The 19,235-nt window shown below is 51.6% G+C and carries 19 protein-coding genes and 1 other annotated feature; of the genes, 11 read left to right on the top strand and 8 right to left on the bottom strand.

The genetic code is table 11. The annotated features are described in order from the left end of the window. Positions 1–72: 72 nt before the first annotated feature. Together ACLJZ5_RS12640 and ACLJZ5_RS12635 are read right to left on the bottom strand one after the other, a co-directional pair. Positions 73–1,359, bottom strand: coding sequence for an HlyC/CorC family transporter (locus ACLJZ5_RS12640; RefSeq protein WP_127172650.1), 1,287 nt, complete (start codon positions 1,357–1,359; stop codon positions 73–75). Between the two features lie 19 nt (positions 1,360–1,378). Next, positions 1,379–2,170: an inner membrane protein YpjD gene (locus tag ACLJZ5_RS12635; RefSeq protein WP_001537507.1), complete on the bottom strand. Its 792-nt coding sequence runs from the start codon at positions 2,168–2,170 to the stop codon at positions 1,379–1,381. Between the two features lie 165 nt (positions 2,171–2,335). Between ACLJZ5_RS12635 and ffh the strand changes: the two genes are divergently transcribed. From ffh to rplS, 5 genes are all read left to right on the top strand, one after another. Next, entirely contained in the window at positions 2,336–3,697 is a 1,362-nt protein-coding gene (gene ffh, locus ACLJZ5_RS12630) for a signal recognition particle protein (protein WP_000460052.1), read from the top strand. A 252-nt stretch (positions 3,698–3,949) separates the two neighbouring features. Then, positions 3,950–4,198 carry a 30S ribosomal protein S16 gene (gene rpsP, locus ACLJZ5_RS12625; RefSeq protein ID WP_000256453.1) on the top strand — a complete coding sequence of 83 codons (249 nt, stop codon included), beginning with the start codon at positions 3,950–3,952 and terminating at the stop codon, positions 4,196–4,198. Between the two features lie 18 nt (positions 4,199–4,216). Next, positions 4,217–4,765 (top strand): ribosome maturation factor RimM, encoded by a 549-nt coding sequence (gene rimM / locus ACLJZ5_RS12620; RefSeq protein ID WP_000043266.1) that lies wholly within the window; start codon positions 4,217–4,219, stop codon positions 4,763–4,765. A gap of 44 nt (positions 4,766–4,809) precedes the next feature. Further along, positions 4,810–5,577 carry a tRNA (guanosine(37)-N1)-methyltransferase TrmD gene (gene trmD / locus ACLJZ5_RS12615; RefSeq protein WP_000469807.1) on the top strand — a complete coding sequence of 256 codons (768 nt, stop codon included), beginning with the start codon at positions 4,810–4,812 and terminating at the stop codon, positions 5,575–5,577. Positions 5,578–5,617: 40 nt separating this feature from the next. Further along, positions 5,618–5,965: a 50S ribosomal protein L19 gene (gene rplS, locus ACLJZ5_RS12610; RefSeq protein WP_000065257.1), complete on the top strand. Its 348-nt coding sequence runs from the start codon at positions 5,618–5,620 to the stop codon at positions 5,963–5,965. 156 nt (positions 5,966–6,121) lie between these two features. Here the strand turns inward: rplS and dgcN are convergent, their stop codons facing one another. Then, positions 6,122–7,342 carry a diguanylate cyclase DgcN gene (dgcN, locus tag ACLJZ5_RS12605; protein ID WP_001030985.1) on the bottom strand — a complete coding sequence of 407 codons (1,221 nt, stop codon included), beginning with the start codon at positions 7,340–7,342 and terminating at the stop codon, positions 6,122–6,124. Then, the gene (locus ACLJZ5_RS12600) at positions 7,335–7,853 is read right to left on the bottom strand and encodes a YfiR family protein (protein ID WP_001212379.1); all 519 of its coding nucleotides are present in this window, start codon (positions 7,851–7,853) and stop codon (positions 7,335–7,337) included. Before ACLJZ5_RS12600 ends, dgcN begins: the two co-directional genes overlap by 8 nt. Before the next feature lie 439 nt (positions 7,854–8,292). Here ACLJZ5_RS12600 and aroF point away from each other — a divergent pair, with 439 nt between their 5' ends. Genes aroF through ACLJZ5_RS12585 form a run of 3 tightly spaced genes read left to right on the top strand, consistent with a single transcriptional unit; the run spans position 8,293 to position 11,460 of the window. Next, entirely contained in the window at positions 8,293–9,363 is a 1,071-nt protein-coding gene (gene aroF, locus ACLJZ5_RS12595; RefSeq protein WP_024797838.1) for a 3-deoxy-7-phosphoheptulonate synthase AroF, read from the top strand. Positions 9,364–9,372: 9 nt separating this feature from the next. Continuing rightward, positions 9,373–10,494, top strand: coding sequence for a bifunctional chorismate mutase/prephenate dehydrogenase (gene tyrA, locus ACLJZ5_RS12590; protein WP_000225191.1), 1,122 nt, complete (start codon positions 9,373–9,375; stop codon positions 10,492–10,494). 57 nt (positions 10,495–10,551) lie between these two features. Next, positions 10,552–11,460, top strand: coding sequence for an SMP-30/gluconolactonase/LRE family protein (locus ACLJZ5_RS12585; RefSeq protein WP_024798637.1), 909 nt, complete (start codon positions 10,552–10,554; stop codon positions 11,458–11,460). Here ACLJZ5_RS12585 and pheA read toward each other — a convergent pair. The 4 genes from pheA to bamD all read right to left on the bottom strand — a co-directional run bounded on the left by pheA (position 11,421) and on the right by bamD (position 14,179). Next, positions 11,421–12,581, bottom strand: coding sequence for a bifunctional chorismate mutase/prephenate dehydratase (gene pheA / locus ACLJZ5_RS12580; RefSeq protein WP_024797840.1), 1,161 nt, complete (start codon positions 12,579–12,581; stop codon positions 11,421–11,423). The two genes, ACLJZ5_RS12585 and pheA, sit on opposite strands and share 40 nt — an antisense overlap. Before the next feature lie 22 nt (positions 12,582–12,603). After that, positions 12,604–12,729 (bottom strand) — a sequence feature (Phe leader region). Then, positions 12,681–12,728, bottom strand: a complete 48-nt coding sequence (gene pheL, locus ACLJZ5_RS12575; RefSeq protein ID WP_010989056.1) for a pheA operon leader peptide PheL — start codon at positions 12,726–12,728, stop codon at positions 12,681–12,683. (Overlaps the previous feature by 48 nt.) A gap of 102 nt (positions 12,730–12,831) precedes the next feature. Then, positions 12,832–13,170, bottom strand: a complete 339-nt coding sequence (raiA, locus tag ACLJZ5_RS12570) for a ribosome-associated translation inhibitor RaiA (RefSeq protein WP_000178449.1) — start codon at positions 13,168–13,170, stop codon at positions 12,832–12,834. A 271-nt stretch (positions 13,171–13,441) separates the two neighbouring features. Continuing rightward, positions 13,442–14,179, bottom strand: coding sequence for an outer membrane protein assembly factor BamD (gene bamD, locus ACLJZ5_RS12565; RefSeq protein ID WP_000197660.1), 738 nt, complete (start codon positions 14,177–14,179; stop codon positions 13,442–13,444). Between the two features lie 131 nt (positions 14,180–14,310). Here bamD and rluD point away from each other — a divergent pair, with 131 nt between their 5' ends. The 3 genes from rluD to clpB all read left to right on the top strand — a co-directional run bounded on the left by rluD (position 14,311) and on the right by clpB (position 18,722). Further along, positions 14,311–15,291 carry a 23S rRNA pseudouridine(1911/1915/1917) synthase RluD gene (gene rluD, locus ACLJZ5_RS12560; RefSeq protein WP_000079130.1) on the top strand — a complete coding sequence of 327 codons (981 nt, stop codon included), beginning with the start codon at positions 14,311–14,313 and terminating at the stop codon, positions 15,289–15,291. Beyond that, entirely contained in the window at positions 15,288–16,019 is a 732-nt protein-coding gene (yfiH, locus tag ACLJZ5_RS12555) for a purine nucleoside phosphorylase YfiH (protein ID WP_024797841.1), read from the top strand. Before rluD ends, yfiH begins: the two co-directional genes overlap by 4 nt. A gap of 129 nt (positions 16,020–16,148) precedes the next feature. Continuing rightward, positions 16,149–18,722, top strand: coding sequence for an ATP-dependent chaperone ClpB (clpB, locus tag ACLJZ5_RS12550; RefSeq protein WP_001235092.1), 2,574 nt, complete (start codon positions 16,149–16,151; stop codon positions 18,720–18,722). The last annotated feature ends 513 nt before the right edge of the window (positions 18,723–19,235 follow it).

Below are 19,235 nucleotides of genomic sequence, written 5' to 3'. Positions count from 1 at the left end.
AAGTAAATGGCAGGAATTGATGGAATCTTAAAAGACGGCGATAAAAAAGGCGAACCGGAGTTCGCCATTGTGTTACTCCGCCACACTCTCGCGCAGCGGTTTTACCGGTACAACCTTTACCTGCTTAATCATATTTTCCTGTACATCGAGAATATCGATATCGTACTGCTCAATGCGCACGCGCGTGCCAGCAACCGGAATTTCCTCCAGCGCCTCCAGAATCACCCCGTTGACGGTGCGCGCGTCATCTTCCGGCAGGTGCCAGTTAAACGCTTTATTGATTTCCCGGACGTTGGCGGTACCGTCAATAATGACCGAACCGTCGTTTTGCGGCGTGACCTCTTCCGCCAGTGTCGGCGACATCGATGTGGTGAAATCGCCAACGATCTCTTCGAGAATATCTTCCACGGTGACCAGCCCCTGGATATCGCCATATTCGTTGACGACCAGTCCGACTTTCTTTTTATTACGCTGAAATTTAATCAGTTGTGTACTGAGCGGCGTACCTTCCGGGACGTAATAGATTTCATCGGCGGCGCGCAGCATCATCTCTTTGGTGAACTCTTTTTTCTCGGCCATTAACCGCCAGGCTTCACGCACGCGCAGCATACTGATGGCGTCATCCAGCGAATCGCGATAGAGCACAATGCGTCCGTGCGGCGAGTGGGTGAGCTGCCGCTCGATAGACTTCCAGTCGTCATTGATATCGATCCCGATAATTTCATTACGCGGCACCATGATGTCATCCACGCTGACCTTTTCCAGGTCGAGAACCGACAGCAGCATATCCTGATTGCGGCGAGAGATTTGCGAACGGGATTCATGCACGATAGTGCGTAATTCCTCTTTGCTTAACGACCCGCTGACCACGATGTCCGTTTTAATTCCCATCAGACGCATCAGCAGGCGGGTGATGGTGTTAAGTAACCACACCAGCGGCATCATCAGTATCTGTAACGGCGCCAGCAGGAAGCTGCTGGGATAGGCCACTTTTTCCGGATAGAGCGCGGCGATAGTTTTGGGCAGGACTTCGGCAAAAACTAACACGACAAACGTCAGTACCCCGGTGGCGATAGCCACGCCGGCGTCGCCGTAAAGCCGCATACCCACAATCGTGCCGAGCGCCGAGGCAAGAATGTTGACCAGGTTATTGCCGATCAGCACCAGGCTTATCAGTCGGTCGGGTTTACGCAATAATTTTTCTACCCGTTTTGCCGAGCGATTACCTTGCTTCGCCATATGGCGTAAACGGTAACGGTTTAGCGTCATCATTCCAGTTTCGGAACCGGAAAAATAGGCCGAGATGACCACCATGATGATTAATATGATAATCAGCGTGGTGGTGGAGATGTGTTCCAGGGGAAACTCCTTTAAAAGCTTAGCTTACAAATTGCTGTAATATGCGGCTACCAAAATAGGCCAGCGTCAGAATACCCGCGCCTGCGACGTTAAACCACACGACCCGCCGACCCCGCCAGCCTTCATGGTAATGCCCCCACAGCAGAACGATATAGACAAACCATGCCACGATAGAGAGCACGGCTTTATCAATATTTTCAGTACTGAACAGGTTATGCATGTAAAACAGGCCGGTACACAGAGTAAGGGTCAGCAGTACGACGCCAATCTGCGTGATATGAAACATTTTGCGCTCAATGCTCATCAATGGCGGCATTTCATTACTAAACGCCAGCTTTTTGTTCTTCAACTGATAGTCGATCCACGCCAGTTGTAGCGCATACAGCGCGGCGATTATCAGCGTCGCGTAAGAGAAAAGCGACAGACCGATGTGCACCATCATGCCTGGGGTCGCTTCCAGATGCGTAATATATTCATTAGGCATAAACGTGGCGAAGGCCAGGTTAATCAGCGCAAAAGCATAGACAATGGGTAGAAGTAGCCAGCCGCGATTACGCGACGCGACAATGGTCATCACCGTGCAGATCATCAGGCTGACCAGCGAACCGACATTCAGCAGGCTCAGGTTTTGTCCACTGTCGCCGCCGGGCAGAATACGCGATTCCAGCGCGACAGCATGGCACACCAGCGCGATGACCGCAGAAAGAATAGCCATACGCCGCCAGCCGCTGTTTTTTTGCAACAGTCCGGGAACGATCAGCGCGAGGCTGAAGGAGTAGGCGACAAGGGCAAGTAAAGCAAAAACGGGCATAGTTGTGTCGACAGTTGACCAGTGAGAAAGAGAAGCAGTATAGCGTTACGTGACCGCAGCTCCAACCGTTGCATAACAACAAAGACGGCTTCATGGTATACTGTGGCGAAATTCTGTAACTGTGTCGCTGCGGCGACCAACCGTTTCCACCCCAGGCGAGAGACAATGTTTGATAATTTAACCGATCGTTTGTCGCGCACGCTGCGCAATATCAGTGGCCGTGGGCGCCTTACTGAAGACAACGTTAAAGAGACGCTGCGCGAAGTGCGCATGGCGCTGCTGGAGGCTGACGTTGCGCTGCCGGTAGTGCGTGAGTTCATCAATCGCGTAAAAGAGAAAGCGGTTGGTCATGAAGTTAACAAGAGCCTGACCCCAGGGCAGGAGTTCGTCAAGATTGTCCGTAGCGAACTGGTTGCGGCAATGGGCGAAGAGAACCAGACGCTGAATTTAGCTGCGCAGCCGCCAGCCGTAGTATTGATGGCGGGTCTGCAGGGGGCGGGTAAAACCACCAGCGTCGGTAAGTTGGGTAAATTCTTGCGCGAGAAGCACAAGAAGAAAGTGCTGGTCGTCTCTGCCGACGTCTATCGCCCGGCGGCGATCAAACAGCTCGAAACGCTGGCTGAGCAGGTTGGCGTGGATTTCTTCCCGTCTGATGTCGGCCAGAAACCGGTTGATATCGTCAACGCCGCGCTGAAAGAAGCGAAGCTCAAATTCTACGACGTGCTGCTGGTGGATACCGCCGGTCGTCTGCATGTTGACGAAGCGATGATGGACGAAATCAAACAGGTCCACGCTTCTATCAAGCCAGTAGAAACGCTGTTTGTCGTCGATGCGATGACCGGTCAGGATGCGGCGAATACCGCAAAAGCCTTTAACGAAGCGCTGCCGTTAACCGGCGTGGTGCTGACCAAAGTTGATGGTGATGCGCGTGGCGGTGCGGCGCTCTCTATTCGTCATATCACCGGCAAGCCGATTAAATTCCTCGGTGTCGGCGAGAAAACCGACGCGCTGGAGCCGTTCCACCCGGATCGTATCGCCTCGCGTATTCTCGGCATGGGCGACGTACTGTCTCTTATCGAAGACATCGAAAGCAAAGTTGACCGCGCACAGGCTGAGAAGCTGGCGACCAAACTGAAGAAAGGCGACGGTTTCGACCTGAACGACTTCCTGGAACAGCTCAAACAGATGAAAAACATGGGCGGTATGGCCAGTCTGATGGGCAAATTACCGGGCATGGGGCAGATTCCGGACAACGTTAAATCGCAGATGGATGACAAAGTGCTGGTGCGTATGGAGGCGATCATCAATTCGATGACGCTGAAAGAACGCGCGAAGCCGGAAATCATCAAAGGTTCCCGTAAACGCCGTATTGCACAAGGCTGCGGGATGCAGGTGCAGGACGTTAACCGCCTTCTGAAACAGTTCGACGACATGCAGCGCATGATGAAGAAGATGAAGAAGGGCGGGATGGCGAAGATGATGCGGAGTATGAAGGGGATGATGCCGCCAGGCTTCCCTGGCCGCTAATTTCCCGGCCTGGCTCACTTGCTATTTCGGCTCCGGGGTGTGCTCGCCATCCTCACGTACTGCGTGTACGCTGCGGTGGCTGCGCGCACGCCGGCACCGAACTCGCTGCGCCGCCGACGGCCTTCTACAGCAGAGTTATTAACTGTTGATTGCTTTTTTCCCAGAAATCAGTAAAATTTTCGGGCTTTTAATATGACGCCGGGCTCCGTTCCTCGATGGGGCCCGGTTGTTTTATTCACACAAGAGGATGTTATGGTAACTATTCGTTTAGCTCGTCACGGCGCTAAAAAGCGTCCGTTCTACCAGGTTGTTGTCACCGACAGCCGTAATGCACGCAACGGTCGCTTCATTGAGCGCGTTGGTTTCTTCAACCCAATCGCTAGCGAAAAAGAAGAAGGCACCCGCCTGGATCTGGATCGCATCGCTCACTGGGTTGGCCAGGGCGCAACCATTTCCGATCGCGTTGCGGCGCTGATCAAAGAAGTAAAAAAAGCAGCTTAATCTGTCACGGTGGTCATGATGAGCAAGCAACTCGCCGCACAAGTACCCGCTGAACCGGTTGTACTGGGGAAAATGGGTTCTTCATACGGTATCCGTGGTTGGCTCAGAGTGTTTTCCTCCACTGAAGACGCCGAAAGCATTTTTGACTATCAGCCCTGGTTTATCCAGAAGGCGGGTCAGTGGCAGCAGGTACAGCTGGAAAGCTGGAAGCACCACAATCAGGATCTGATCATCAAGCTGAAAGGCGTTGACGATCGAGATGCCGCGAATCTTCTGACGAATTGCGAAATTGTCGTGGATTCCTCGCAACTTCCTGCGCTTGAGGAGGGAGACTACTACTGGAAAGACCTGATGGGCTGCCAGGTAGTCACCGCTGAAGGCTACGATCTCGGTAAAGTTATCGACATGATGGAAACCGGGTCGAATGACGTTCTCGTCATTAAGGCGAACCTGAAAGATGCATTTGGTATCAAGGAACGACTAGTACCGTTCCTCGATGGGCAGGTTATCAAGAAAGTCGATCTCGCTACTCGTACTATCGAAGTAGACTGGGATCCTGGTTTTTAAACCACCGAATAAACGGTAATAAATGGCGTTATGGGGATTGGCTTGTGTTTATTGGCATAGTTAGCCTGTTTCCTGAAATGTTCCGCGCAATTACCGATTACGGGGTAACTGGCCGGGCAGTAAAAAAAGGCCTGCTGAACATCCAAAGCTGGAGTCCTCGCGACTTCACGCATGACCGGCACCGTACCGTGGACGATCGTCCTTACGGCGGCGGACCAGGGATGTTAATGATGGTGCAACCCTTGCGGGACGCCATTCACGCAGCAAAAGCCGCGGCAGGTGAAGGCGCTAAAGTGATTTATCTGTCGCCTCAGGGACGCAAGCTTGATCAAGCGGGCGTTAGCGAGCTGGCCACGAATCAGAAGCTTATTCTGGTGTGTGGTCGCTACGAAGGCGTAGATGAGCGCGTAATTCAGACCGAAATTGACGAAGAATGGTCAATTGGCGATTACGTTCTCAGCGGTGGCGAACTACCGGCAATGACGCTGATTGACTCCGTCGCCCGGTTTATACCGGGGGTTCTGGGGCATGAGGCATCAGCAATCGAAGATTCGTTTGCTGATGGGTTGCTGGATTGTCCGCACTATACGCGCCCTGAAGTGTTAGAGGGGATGGAAGTACCGCCAGTATTGCTGTCGGGAAACCATGCTGAGATACGTCGCTGGCGTTTGAAACAGTCGCTGGGCCGAACCTGGCTTAGAAGACCTGAACTTCTGGAAAACCTGGCTCTGACTGAAGAGCAAGCAAGGTTGCTGGCGGAGTTCAAAACAGAACACGCACAACAGCAGCATAAACATGATGGGATGGCATAGGCCCCCGAATATCAGTTTACCCAGGATAAGAGATTAAATTATGAGCAACATTATTAAGCAACTTGAACAAGAGCAGATGAAGCAGAACGTACCTTCCTTCCGTCCGGGCGATACCGTGGAAGTGAAAGTATGGGTTGTTGAAGGTACCAAGAAACGTCTGCAGGCATTCGAGGGCGTGGTTATCGCTATTCGTAACCGCGGTCTGCACTCTGCATTCACTGTTCGTAAAATTTCCAACGGCGAAGGCGTTGAGCGTGTCTTCCAGACTCACTCTCCGGTAGTTGACAGCATTGCTGTTAAACGTCGTGGTGCTGTTCGTAAAGCTAAACTGTACTACCTGCGTGAGCGTACTGGTAAAGCGGCTCGTATCAAAGAGCGTCTGAACTAAGAACGCGCTTTCGCAACATCCGAAAGCTTGTAGAAAAGAAGGGGCTGGCATTACGCTGGCCCCTTTTTTATGGGTTTGCTCCACGCCATAGACGGTTGCATGATTAGGTTGGGTCTGTGGTCTCAACGCTGAGTCAGAAACGGCCAGGCCCGTTCCTTAGTTTAGCGAGCGTTCCGCACGCCGGTGTTTAGCCTGATACATATTTCGATCGGCCAGTTCTTGTAGTTTTTCGGCAGTGGCATGTTCCCATGTCAGCGCAAAGCCAATACTCAGGGTCATCGTTATCCGCTGGCCGTTATGCAGTTCAAAAGGTCGATTAAACGCCTGGGATAGCGCTGCGCAAATACGTTGTACTTCATATTCCGAATGTACATCGTAAAGCACCATCGCAAATTCATCGCCGCCGAGTCGGTAAGTCTGATAACGGCTACCACCGAATTCCGCTAATCTTTTGGCAACCTCTATAAGTACGCGGTCGCCTGCCGCATGTCCCCAGGTATCATTAATATATTTAAAGTTATCGCCATCCAGAAATAACAATGCCGAACTGCTACGAGCGGAATTGTCCTTCATCAGCGCGTTAATACAGCTGCGAAATGCCGCGCGATTGGCAAGCCCCGTCAGCGGATCGTGCAGCGCGGTACGTAGTAACTGGGCATTTTTAGCCTGAAGCCGTAGCTGCCATTCTTCCATCTCATCCAGAAGGCTATTGAAATCCTGCGCAAACAGGTGAAATTCCGCAATACGCTCATCAGGTACCCGGCGTGAAAAATTTCGGTTAGTGCGAACGTCGTGTACAACTTCAGTAATATTTTGCAGCGCATCCACAACGCCATTGTGTAAATAACGCGTGAGCAGCAGGGCAATGCCGGATGCCAGCAGAATACATCCTGTCAGCACTGCCAGCGATAGCCAGATAAAATGACCAATAAGGCTGTCGCGGGCGACAAGCCGTACTTCGCCGATAGCCCTGCCGTTGTGCCAGACGGGTTGCGATACCGGCAATGGAAAAAGCCAGTGGCTAATTAAGCCGATGAGCTTATCGTCTGCGGCTCGCGCATCATAGCGCCATGAGGCGATAGTACGGCCATTTTTATCGCGGACCTCCGCCGCTGAAAATTGTCCCTGGCGTCCCAGTGTGGCGAGCGTTTCCGCTGCGGCCGCGTTATCGGAAAATACCAGTGCCGCTTCAAGGCTGTGGGCCATTGTGGCGGCGGTCAAATCGAGATTTTTTTGCGCATACTGTTTGAGCGTAAGGACAGACGCAACGCAAATTAATAGCCAGATCAATGTCATCGTAAGCAGCACGCTGATTATACTAATCCGCCGTAGTGTGCGTTTAAATGTTGGCCTGGACAGAGAAAATTCCTTATTCATGCTTTTGATTCCGTGCAAGCATTAATACTTCTGGATTTACTCTCACGCCGCTATGCGAGAGGGAGTCCAGGTTGACGGAAAATTTGACTTCATCATTGTTAATGATCAGACAAAATGCGCTGCCAATAATACATTCGGTATTTTGCTCGGCAATTAATAACAAGGCATTAACTGGATAATGACGCGTTAACTCCACCTGATAAGCTGGCGATTCATTGCCAAAGTAAAAACCATCACAGCGGGCGCTCAGGGCTTCTTGTGTGGTACGGATGACAAGCGGTTGATAAGGGAAAGCCCAGTCAGCCTCTTCGCTAAGTACCCTGACAAAACGCGCAGATGAAAATATGCATAGCCTTGGCGGCCCGGATAACGCCGGCCAGTGTGTATAACTGACAATACCGGAGACGATGGCGCGTACGGATTTCTCTTCTTCCGTGACGCGTTGAGCATACAGAGGCAAGCTTGCTAATAATAGCGATAACAGAAGGATAAATCGGTGAGAAAAACGCATTAACAAGTCCCCACCATCTTCAGTCGTAAAGCATTAAAATACATCCGTGATTGTTTGTAGCAAAATAACATTATTTTGCCATATCGTCATTATGTCTTATTGATAATATGAATAATTTAAGTGGCATCCCTGATATTAAATTCTTGTGATAATGGTATTAATCACCCTGTATCAGAAAGTAAAAATATGTGTGCGGAGAAAAAATAATCAAAAAATAGCGAGCATCGCTCATTTTACCGCTTTTCTGAGGCTGGGAATAAAATAATTCACTTGTTGTGTAAAGTTTTTGATACGAAATGAAGGGGTTTAATCTATGATTGCGCATGGTGTAAATTTTATTTTACGTAATATGGATTGAAATCTTTACTTTTTGTGGTATGGTTTAAACATCCTCGTGGAGGATCAACTATCGCAAACAAGAAAAGACAGGATCGCCATCATGCAAAAAGACGCGCTGAATAACGTACGTATCACCGATGAACAGGTATTAATGACGCCGGAGCAGCTTAAAGCGGCCTTTCCGTTGAGCCTGGCGCAGGAAGCGCAGATAGCGCAGTCCCGGGGAATCATTTCTGACATTATTGCCGGGCGCGATCCGCGTCTGTTGGTGGTATGCGGTCCTTGTTCTATTCACGATCCTGAAACCGCTCTGGAATATGCCCGCCGATTTAAAGCCCTTGCCGCAGAGGTCAGCGATAGCCTCTATCTGGTAATGCGCGTCTATTTTGAAAAGCCGCGGACTACCGTCGGCTGGAAAGGGCTGATTAACGATCCTCACATGGATGGCTCATTTGATGTGGAAGCCGGGTTGAAAATAGCGCGTCAGCTACTGGTGGAACTGGTGAATATGGGGTTGCCATTGGCGACCGAAGCGTTGGATCCGAACAGCCCGCAATACCTGGGCGATCTGTTTAGCTGGTCGGCGATAGGCGCGCGCACAACCGAATCGCAAACCCACCGCGAAATGGCGTCTGGTCTTTCTATGCCGGTCGGCTTTAAAAACGGCACGGATGGCAGCCTGGCGACAGCGATTAACGCCATGCGCGCCGCTGCGCAACCTCATCGTTTTGTTGGCATTAACCAGGCCGGTCAGGTTGCGTTATTGCAAACCCAGGGAAATCCGCATGGCCATGTAATTCTGCGTGGCGGCAAAGCGCCAAACTATAGCCCGGCAGATGTCGCTCAGTGTGAAAAAGAGATGGAACAGGCGGGACTACGTCCTTCGCTGATGGTAGATTGCAGTCATGGTAACTCCAATAAAGATTATCGCCGCCAGCCAGCCGTTGCCGAATCTGTGGTTGCGCAGATTAAAGATGGCAATCGTTCAATCATTGGCTTAATGATTGAAAGTAATATTCATGAGGGTAATCAGTCTTCCGAACAGCCGCGCAGCGAAATGAAGTATGGCGTTTCCGTCACCGATGCTTGTATTAGCTGGGAGATAACCGATGCCCTGTTACGTGAAATTCATAAAGATTTGAGCGGCCAGCTGGCGGTGCGCGTCGCATAAGAGGTTGTTATGGTTGCTGAATTGACCGCATTACGCGATCAAATAGATGATGTCGATAAAGCGTTGTTGAATTTACTGGCTAAGCGCCTGGAACTGGTTGCCAAAGTCGGCGAGGTGAAAAGCCGTTTTGGCCTGCCTATTTACGTGCCGGAGCGTGAGGCCTCTATGCTGGCTTCACGACGGGCGGAAGCAGAAGCGATCGGTGTCCCGCCCGATCTCATTGAAGATGTCCTGCGCCGGGTAATGCGTGAATCTTACTCCAGCGAAAATGATAAGGGGTTCAAAACGCTTTGTCCTTCTCTGCGTCCGGTCGTCATTGTGGGCGGCGGCGGACAGATGGGGCGTCTGTTTGAAAAAATGCTCACGCTGTCGGGCTATCAGGTCCGTATTCTGGAACAGCAGGACTGGCCGCGCGCCAGGGACATTGTCGCCGATGCCGGAATGGTGATCGTCAGCGTGCCGATTCATGTTACTGAACAGGTCATAGCGCAACTGCCGCCCCTGCCGTCCGACTGTATTCTGGTCGATCTGGCATCGGTGAAAAGCGGTCCGTTGCAGGCAATGTTGGCGGCCCATGATGGCCCCGTGTTGGGCTTGCATCCGATGTTTGGTCCGGACAGCGGGAGCCTGGCGAAGCAGGTGGTGGTCTGGTGTGATGGGCGTCAACCGGAAGCGTATCAGTGGTTCCTTGAGCAAATCCAGGTGTGGGGCGCGCGGTTGCATCGAATTAGCGCTGTCGAGCACGATCAGAACATGGCTTTTATCCAGGCGTTGCGCCACTTTGCTACCTTCGCTTATGGGCTGCATCTGGCGGAAGAGAACGTCCAGCTTGAGCAGCTTCTGGCGCTATCATCGCCGATTTATCGACTGGAGCTGGCGATGGTCGGGCGTCTGTTCGCCCAGGACCCGCAGCTGTATGCGGACATTATTATGTCGTCGGAGCGCAATCTGGCGCTTATCAAGCGTTACTATAAACGTTTTGGCGATGCGATCGGGTTACTGGAACAGGGTGATAAGCAGGCTTTTATCGACAGTTTTCGCAAAGTTGAACACTGGTTTGGCGATTATGCCAGACGCTTCCAGAATGAAAGCCGTGTGTTATTGCGTCAGGCGAATGACAGCCGACCATAATGATGACATCTATACTAAAAGCCAGCTTTGCTGGCTTTTTTCATTTAAGGAACCGTTATGACTACGCCGCACGTTTTATTTGATTATGTCGGACATCTACCAGAATGCCCCACATGGAGCGAGGATGAAAGCGCGCTGTATTGGACCGATATCCTGGAACAGGAGATCCATCGTTACCATCCGGCGAGCAGGACGCATAGCGTGCTGGCGTTTCCGGAAGAGGTAGGCTGTTTTGCCTTGCGTGAGCAGGGCGGATTTATTGTGGCCATGCGTCATGCTATCTGGCTGGCCGATAAAAGTGGATTATTGCAGCGTAAGGTTTGCGACAATCCCTCTAATACGAAACTGGCGCGTTTCAACGATGGCGGCACTGATGGCGATGGACGTTTTTATGCCGGAACGTTCTGGGCGCCAGGTGACTATAATGGCGCGTTGCTGATGCGGATCGATCATGACCTGACGGCAAAAGTGATCCAGTGCGATATCCAGGGACACAACGGCCTGGCGTTCAGCCCGAATAACCAGTGGATGTATACCTCCGATACGCCGAATGGCGTGATATACCGCACGTTACTTGATAAGCATGGCGAACCGGGCAAGCGTGAACTTTTTCGCCATTTTGGCGAAGGAGAAGGACTTCCCGACGGCGCGGCGATGGATAGCGAAGGGTGCTACTGGAGCGCGATGTTTGACGGCTGGCGCGTGGCGCGTTTCTCACCGCAAGGAGAGCAGCTGGAAGAGTACCGGTTGCCGGTACGTTGTCCGACGATGGTTTGCTTTGGCGGCGCAGATATGAAAACGCTGTTTATTACAACAACCAGAGAAAATATGTCTGCTCAGGAAGTGGCGGATTATCCGCTCTCCGGCGCCATCTTCACCCTGCAGGTAGCCGTCGCAGGGATGAAGAAAAGCCGTTTTATTGAACGTCAGGCAGGTTCTACCGGCACGACGTTTTCGCTGGGATAGCAGCCAAGCACTTTCATTGAGCGCGTGATCTCGCCCAGCTCTTTTAGCGCGCTTTGCATTACCTGCGACTCCAGGTTCGCCTGAATATCGAGATAAAACATCTCTTCCCACGGATTGCCGTGAATGGGGCGCGACTCCAGTTTCGTCATGATGAGATTGTGGTTACGCAGCACCAGCAGCGCTTCGACCAGCGCGCCAGCTTGCTGCCCGGTGGCTATTAACAGAGTGGTTTTTGCCGGAACTTGGTCGGAAACATTAATGGCTTTGCGCGCCAGTACCAGAAAGCGGGTGATATTCTGCGTCTGGTTTGCGGCGATGCGTTCCAGCACCTGTAAACCGTGCAACATGCCGCCTGCCTCGCTGCCGAGCGCCGCGACGCGCGGAGAGTTCGCCTGCGCGACTTTTTCCATCGCTGCCGACGTACTCTCGGTATAGTTGATTTTCCAGTGCGGATAGCGGCTCAAAAACTTACTGCACTGCTGGAACGGCTGCGGATGGCTGTACACCGTTTCGATGGTATTCAGATCCGTAGTGCCGGAAACCAGCACGCAGTGATCGATAGTGACGGTCATCTCACCGACAATTGACAGACTGGTGTGTTGCAATAAGTCGTACACATCGTTGATAGCGCCGGAGCTGGTGTTCTCTATCGGAACCACGGCGTAATCGGCCTGGCCGGTTTCGACCTGATGAAAAATATCGGTGAATTTTGCGCAACCGCTCTCAATAAATTGCTCAAAATGGCGTGCAGCATACTGGCGCGCCGCGAGATGAGAATAGGAGCCTTTCGGCCCAAGAAACGCAATACGTGCCGAATGAGGGTGAGTATTATTCAGATGTTGTTGCAGCAGCGCCTGCTGAGTAAGCACGGAGTCTTCAATGATAAGCTGGAACAGACGGGTAATGTAGTGTGCGTCGAGATGGTGGGCTTTACCGAGATGGATGAGCCTGTCCAGCAGCGCGCGTTCACGATCGATATCCCGAACCGGACGATGCGACAGTAGTTTTGCTTGTCCCACTTCACTCGCCAGCGCGCGTCGTTTTGCCAGTAAGGCTAGTAACTCTTCGTCTAAAGCGCTGATTTTATCTCGCAGCGCCAGTAATGGGTTTTCCGATGTCATAGTGTTGCCTTTTTTGTTATCAATAAAAAAGGCCTCCCGGTGAGGGAGGCCTTCTTGTTCGTCTTCGCATTCTTTATCACATGACGAAACGCCTCCCGGTCAGGGGAAGATAAAAAAGAATGCGAAGAAAAACCGGGTTAGCTTCATAACTGTTTCCTTTGTGTACGTAAGTACAGTACCCGTACTGTTTTAATCCTGTCAACAAAAAACGCGCCCGAAGGCGCGTTGGCGATACACTCAATGTAAGGGACTACTCTTCTTCTGCTTCGACGAAGCTGGCATCTTTCACCGATGCGGTGGCACGACGGGCTTCGCCTTTGTGCTGCACTTTATTGAGCTGCCGTTCCAGCTTGTTGATCAATTCATTAATAGCGGTGTACATATCTTCGTGTTTTGCGCTGGCGACCAGATGTCCGTTCGGTGTATTAATGGTGGCGTCAGCAATAAAGCCCTGTGGCTCTTTAGACAGAATGATATGAGGATTAATCAGGTGAGTTTGCCATTTTTCCAGTTTGGCGAGACGGTCTGCGACATGTTGGCGGATTGCCGGAGTAATTTCCATTTGTTTACTGGTAATGTTCATTGTCATAAATTTTACCTCTTGTCTTTCCCGTCTTGGTGATTCCAGCATACCGTTCTTAATGTCAAAATGTGTGATGTAAATCACATTATTTTGTCACTTTTTGTCAAGGCGAACTTTTTGTGAGGCATCGCAGGAAGAAGCGATCTTTTACTTGAGGAATGGCTGAAAGCAGGCCATATTTGACTGGATGCGTTGCAGTGAAATCATTTCTGTTGCATCAGATATCGAATAAAAAAACGGCAGCCGGAAGGCTGCCGTTTTGCTTGTTGGTATTGCTTCAGGTGTTTTTGCTGTTAGCGGCAATAATTTTCGCGACTTTGTCAGCCTGCGCATTCAGCTGCATCTGACGATAGGCGTTTTCCATCAGCGGCAACGCATCGCGCGTGGCCTGCGTATCAGGATAATTGCGTAGCATACCTTCTACCCGGTTTACGACCGCAACCCATGCGCCGCGCGCGGTATAGTACTCTGCGACAGAATATTCATATTTCGCCAGACGGTCTTTCAGGAATACCAGACGCTTAGTGGCGTCGGTGGTGTACTGGCTATTAGGATAGCTGCGTACCAGTTTCGAAAAGTCATTGAACGCCGCCCGCGCATGTTGCGGATCGCGATCGCTGCGATCGACGCCAAAGAAACCCTGCAGCGCGCTATCATCCAGCGCCATGTTCGTCAGGCCGCGCATGTACATGACATAGTCAATATTAGGGTGCGTTGGATTAAGACGCATAAAACGATCGATGGCGGCCTGCGCTAGCGGCAAATCGGCGTTTTTGTAATAGGCGTAGATAAGATCCAACTGCACCTGCTGAGAATACGGTCCGAATGGATAACGATTATCTAACGCTTCCAATTGCGTTATTGCCTGTTTCCAGTTACCGTCCTGCAGCTTTTGCTGAGCAGTCGCGTAGATTTCATTCGGCGGATTATCGGGCACCTCTTCCTTTGAACCCGAGCAACCCGCCAGAAACAGGCTCAACGTGGCTGCTGCCACCAGATATTTCATGCGCGTCATGACGTTTTGACTTTCCTCAAAATGTTTTACGGGAGATTCTCTGTTCCTGCTCCCGGTTAAGACCAGCTACAATAGCACACTATATTAAACGGCAAAGCCGTAAAACCCAACGTTAAACGAAGAAGCTGTATATGGCACAACGAGTACAACTCACCGCAACGGTCTCCGAAAACCAACTCGGTCAACGCTTAGATCAGGCTTTGGCCGAAATGTTCCCGGATTATTCACGTTCGCGTATAAAAGAATGGATTTTGAATCAGCGCGTGTTGGTCAATGGTCAACTTTGCGATAAGCCAAAAGAAAAAGTGTTAGGCGGCGAGCGGGTGGCTATTGATGCGGAGATCGACGAAGAGATTCGTTTTGAAGCGCAGGATATCCCGTTAGATATTGTTTATGAAGATGACGATATTCTGGTTATCAACAAACCACGCGATCTGGTGGTACATCCTGGCGCGGGTAACCCGGACGGTACGGTACTGAACGCGTTGCTACATTATTATCCGCCGATTGCGGATGTTCCGCGCGCGGGCATTGTGCATCGTCTGGATAAGGACACGACGGGGCTGATGGTGGTGGCCAAAACCGTTCCGGCGCAAACGCGCCTGGTGGAGTCTTTGCAGCTGCGCGAGATTACCCGCGAATATGAAGCGGTCGCGATCGGACATATGACGGCGGGAGGAACGGTGAATGAACCCATCAGTCGTCACCCGACCAAACGTACCCATATGTCGGTGCATCCCATGGGCAAACCGGCGGTGACCCACTACCGCATTATGGAACATTTCCGTGTGCACACGCGTCTTAGGTTGCGTCTGGAGACTGGGCGTACGCACCAGATCCGCGTGCATATGGCGCATATTACGCACCCGTTAGTGGGCGATCAGGTCTACGGTGGTCGTCCACGTCCACCGAAAGGCGCATCGGAAGAGTTTATTTCCACGCTGCGTAAGTTTGACCGCCAGGCGCTTCATGCAACGATGCTGCGTCTCTACCATCCTGTATCGGGTATCGAAATGGAGTGGCACGCGCCGATTCCACAAGATATGGTGGACCTTATCGATGCGATGCGCGCCGATTTCGAAGATCATAAAGATGATGTGGACTGGTTATGAATGCACTGATTGTCCCGCAGTGGCCGCTGCCGAAAGGCGTCGCAGCCTGTAGTTCTACCCGTATTGGCGGGGTGAGTTTACCGCCTTACGACTCGCTGAATCTGGGCGCGCATTGCGGCGATAACCCGGAGCATGTTGAAGAGAACCGCAAGCGTCTGTTTGCGGCGGGCAATCTGCCTTCGAAACCTATCTGGCTTGAACAGGTTCACGGTAAAAATGTGTTGAGGCTTACCGGAGAACCTTATGCCTCCAAACGTGCGGATGCGTCTTACAGCAATACGCCAGGAACCGTCTGCGCGGTAATGACGGCAGACTGCCTGCCTGTGCTATTCTGTAACCGTGAGGGAACAGAAGTGGCGGCGGCTCATGCGGGCTGGCGCGGATTATGTGAAGGCGTACTGGAGGAAACTGTCACCTGCTTTGCTGACAAACCAGAAAATATCATCGCCTGGTTAGGTCCGGCGATCGGCCCGACCGCGTTTGAAGTGGGGCCGGAAGTGCGTGACGCATTTTTAGCAAAAGATGCGCAAGCCGATAGCGCATTTTTGCCGCACGGGGAAAAATTTCTGGCGGATATTTATCAGCTTGCACGCCAACGTCTGGCGAATACCGGCGTTGAACATGTCTATGGCGGGGATCGCTGCACCTTTAGCGAAAGTGAGACTTTCTTCTCTTATCGTCGCGACAAGACGACAGGTCGTATGGCAAGTTTTATTTGGCTGATATAACCTAAAGAATCAAGACGATCCGGTACGGGTAACTTTCTTTTCACATAATTCAGGTCATTCACCTTGAATAATTGAGGGATGACCTCATTTAATCTCCAGTAGCAATTTTGACCTGTTATGGGAGGAGTTATGCGTCTGGATCGTCTTACTAACAAATTCCAGCTTGCTCTTGCCGATGCCCAGTCGCTCGCGCTGGGGCACGACAACCAATTCATCGAACCTCTTCATTTAATGAGCGCCTTGCTGAACCAGGAAGGGGGATCGATACGTCCTTTATTAACCTCCGCCGGCATTAATGCTGGCCAGTTGCGCACCGCTATCGATCAGGCGCTGAGCCGTTTACCGCAGGTGGAAGGCACCGGCGGCGACGTACAGCCTTCTTCGGAACTGGTACGCGTACTGAACCTTTGCGACAAGCTGGCGCAAAAACGGGGGGACAATTTTATTTCGTCAGAGCTGTTTGTTCTGGCGGCGCTTGAGTCTCGCGGCACGTTAACCGATCTGCTGAAATCAGCCGGTGCGACCACGGCCAATATCACTCAGGCAATTGAACAGATGCGCGGAGGTGAAAGCGTGAACGATCAAGGGGCTGAAGACCAACGTCAGGCCTTGAAAAAATATACCGTCGATCTGACCGAGCGGGCTGAACAAGGCAAGCTTGACCCGGTAATTGGTCGTGATGAAGAAATTCGCCGTACCATTCAGGTACTGCAACGTCGTACCAAAAACAACCCGGTGTTAATCGGTGAGCCAGGGGTCGGTAAAACGGCAATTGTTGAAGGACTGGCGCAGCGCATTATTAACGGTGAAGTCCCTGAAGGCTTAAAAGGTCGCCGCGTACTGGCGCTGGATATGGGCGCGCTGGTGGCCGGGGCGAAATATCGCGGCGAATTTGAAGAGCGTCTGAAAGGCGTGCTGAACGATCTGGCGAAACAGGAAGGCAACGTCATCCTGTTTATCGACGAGCTGCACACCATGGTTGGCGCAGGTAAGGCCGATGGCGCAATGGACGCCGGGAATATGCTGAAACCGGCGCTGGCGCGTGGTGAACTGCACTGTGTGGGTGCCACCACGCTGGATGAATACCGCCAGTACATTGAAAAAGACGCGGCGCTGGAACGTCGTTTTCAAAAAGTGTTTGTCGCAGAACCTTCAGTGGAAGACACCATTGCTATTCTGCGTGGCCTGAAAGAACGTTACGAGCTGCACCACCATGTGCAGATCACTGACCCGGCGATTGTGGCGGCGGCAACATTATCTCACCGCTATATCGCCGACCGTCAGTTGCCGGATAAAGCTATCGACCTCATCGATGAAGCGGCATCCAGCATTCGTATGCAGATTGACTCTAAGCCGGAGGAGCTGGACAGACTCGACCGCCGCATTATTCAGCTCAAACTGGAACAGCAGGCGTTGATGAAAGAGTCTGACGAGGCGAGTAAAAAACGTCTCGATATGCTGAATGAAGAACTGGACGACAAAGAGCGCCAGTATTCTGAGCTGGAAGAAGAGTGGAAAGCGGAAAAAGCGTCGCTCTCTGGTACGCAAACTATTAAAGCGGAGCTGGAGCAGGCGAAGATCGCCATCGAGCAGGCGCGTCGCGTTGGCGACCTGGCGCGAATGTCTGAACTGCAGTACGGCAAAATTCCGGAGCTGGAAAAACAGTTGGAAGCCGCGACCCAGTCGGAAGGTAAAACCATGCGTCTGTTACGTAACAAAGTAACGGATGCGGAAATTGCCGAAGTGCTGGCGCGCTGGACCGGTATTCCGGTTGCCAGAATGCTGGAAGGCGAACGTGAAAAACTGTTGCGTATGGAACAAGAGTTACACAGCCGTGTGATCGGGCAGAATGAAGCCGTTGAAGCAGTATCGAACGCCATACGTCGTAGCCGCGCGGGGCTGTCCGATCCGAACCGTCCGATTGGTTCCTTCCTGTTCCTTGGGCCGACGGGGGTCGGTAAAACCGAACTGTGTAAAGCGCTGGCTAACTTTATGTTCGACAGCGACGACGCGATGGTGCGTATCGACATGTCTGAGTTTATGGAGAAACACTCCGTGTCTCGTTTGGTCGGGGCGCCTCCGGGATATGTCGGCTATGAAGAAGGCGGTTATTTGACGGAAGCGGTACGCCGTCGTCCTTATTCCGTCATCTTGTTGGATGAAGTAGAAAAAGCGCATCCGGATGTATTCAACATTCTGTTGCAGGTGCTGGACGACGGTCGGCTGACTGACGGGCAGGGGAGAACGGTCGACTTCCGTAATACGGTGGTCATTATGACTTCTAACCTCGGTTCCGATCTCATTCAGGAGCGCTTTGGCGAACTGGATTACGGTCGAATGAAAGAGATGGTGCTGGGTGTGGTTAGCCAAAACTTCCGTCCGGAATTTATCAACCGTATTGATGAAGTTGTGGTATTCCATCCGTTAGGTGAGCAACACATCGCTTCTATTGCTCAGATCCAGCTGCAGCGTCTGTACAAACGTCTGGAAGAACGTGGTTATGAAATCCATATCTCCGACGAGGCGCTGAAACTGTTGAGCGCCAACGGTTACGATCCGGTCTACGGGGCGCGTCCGTTAAAACGTGCTATTCAACAGCAGATCGAAAACCCACTGGCGCAGCAAATCCTGTCTGGTGAACTGGTTCCTGGCAAAGTGATTCGCCTTGAAGCCAATGATGATCGTATTGTGGCAGTGCAGTAAGTCACAAATTTGAATAAAACGGGCCCTGACGGGCTCGTTTTTGTTTAAAAACCAGGCGAAAATAGACTTTTGGTTCAAGTGTTGTTTGAAAAGTGAACGGTTGAGCTTTTTTTTGCATTTAGGTCTTGTCAGGCTCTAATAACTCCCTATAATGCGCCACCACTGACACGGAACAACGGCATACAGGCCGCCGGGTCAGAAAGGCTTCGTTAAGAAGTCTGTGAGGAAAGCGAAAATAAAGGCTTGACTCAAAAAGAGGAAAGCGTAATATACGCCACCTCGCAACGGTGAGCGAAAGCCGCGTTGCACTGCTCTTTAACAATTTATCAGACAATCTGTGTGGGCACTCGAAGATACGGATTCTTGACGTCGCAAGACGAAAAATGAATACCAAGTCTCAAGAGTGAACACGTAATTCATTACGAAGTTTAATTCATTGAGCATCAAACTTTTAAATTGAAGAGTTTGATCATGGCTCAGATTGAACGCTGGCGGCAGGCCTAACACATGCAA

The organism is Salmonella sp. 5800 (genome assembly GCF_046558195.1).
In the GTDB taxonomy this organism is placed as follows: domain Bacteria; phylum Pseudomonadota; class Gammaproteobacteria; order Enterobacterales; family Enterobacteriaceae; genus Salmonella; species Salmonella enterica.
This window is presented reverse-complemented; position numbering and strand designations above follow the sequence as displayed.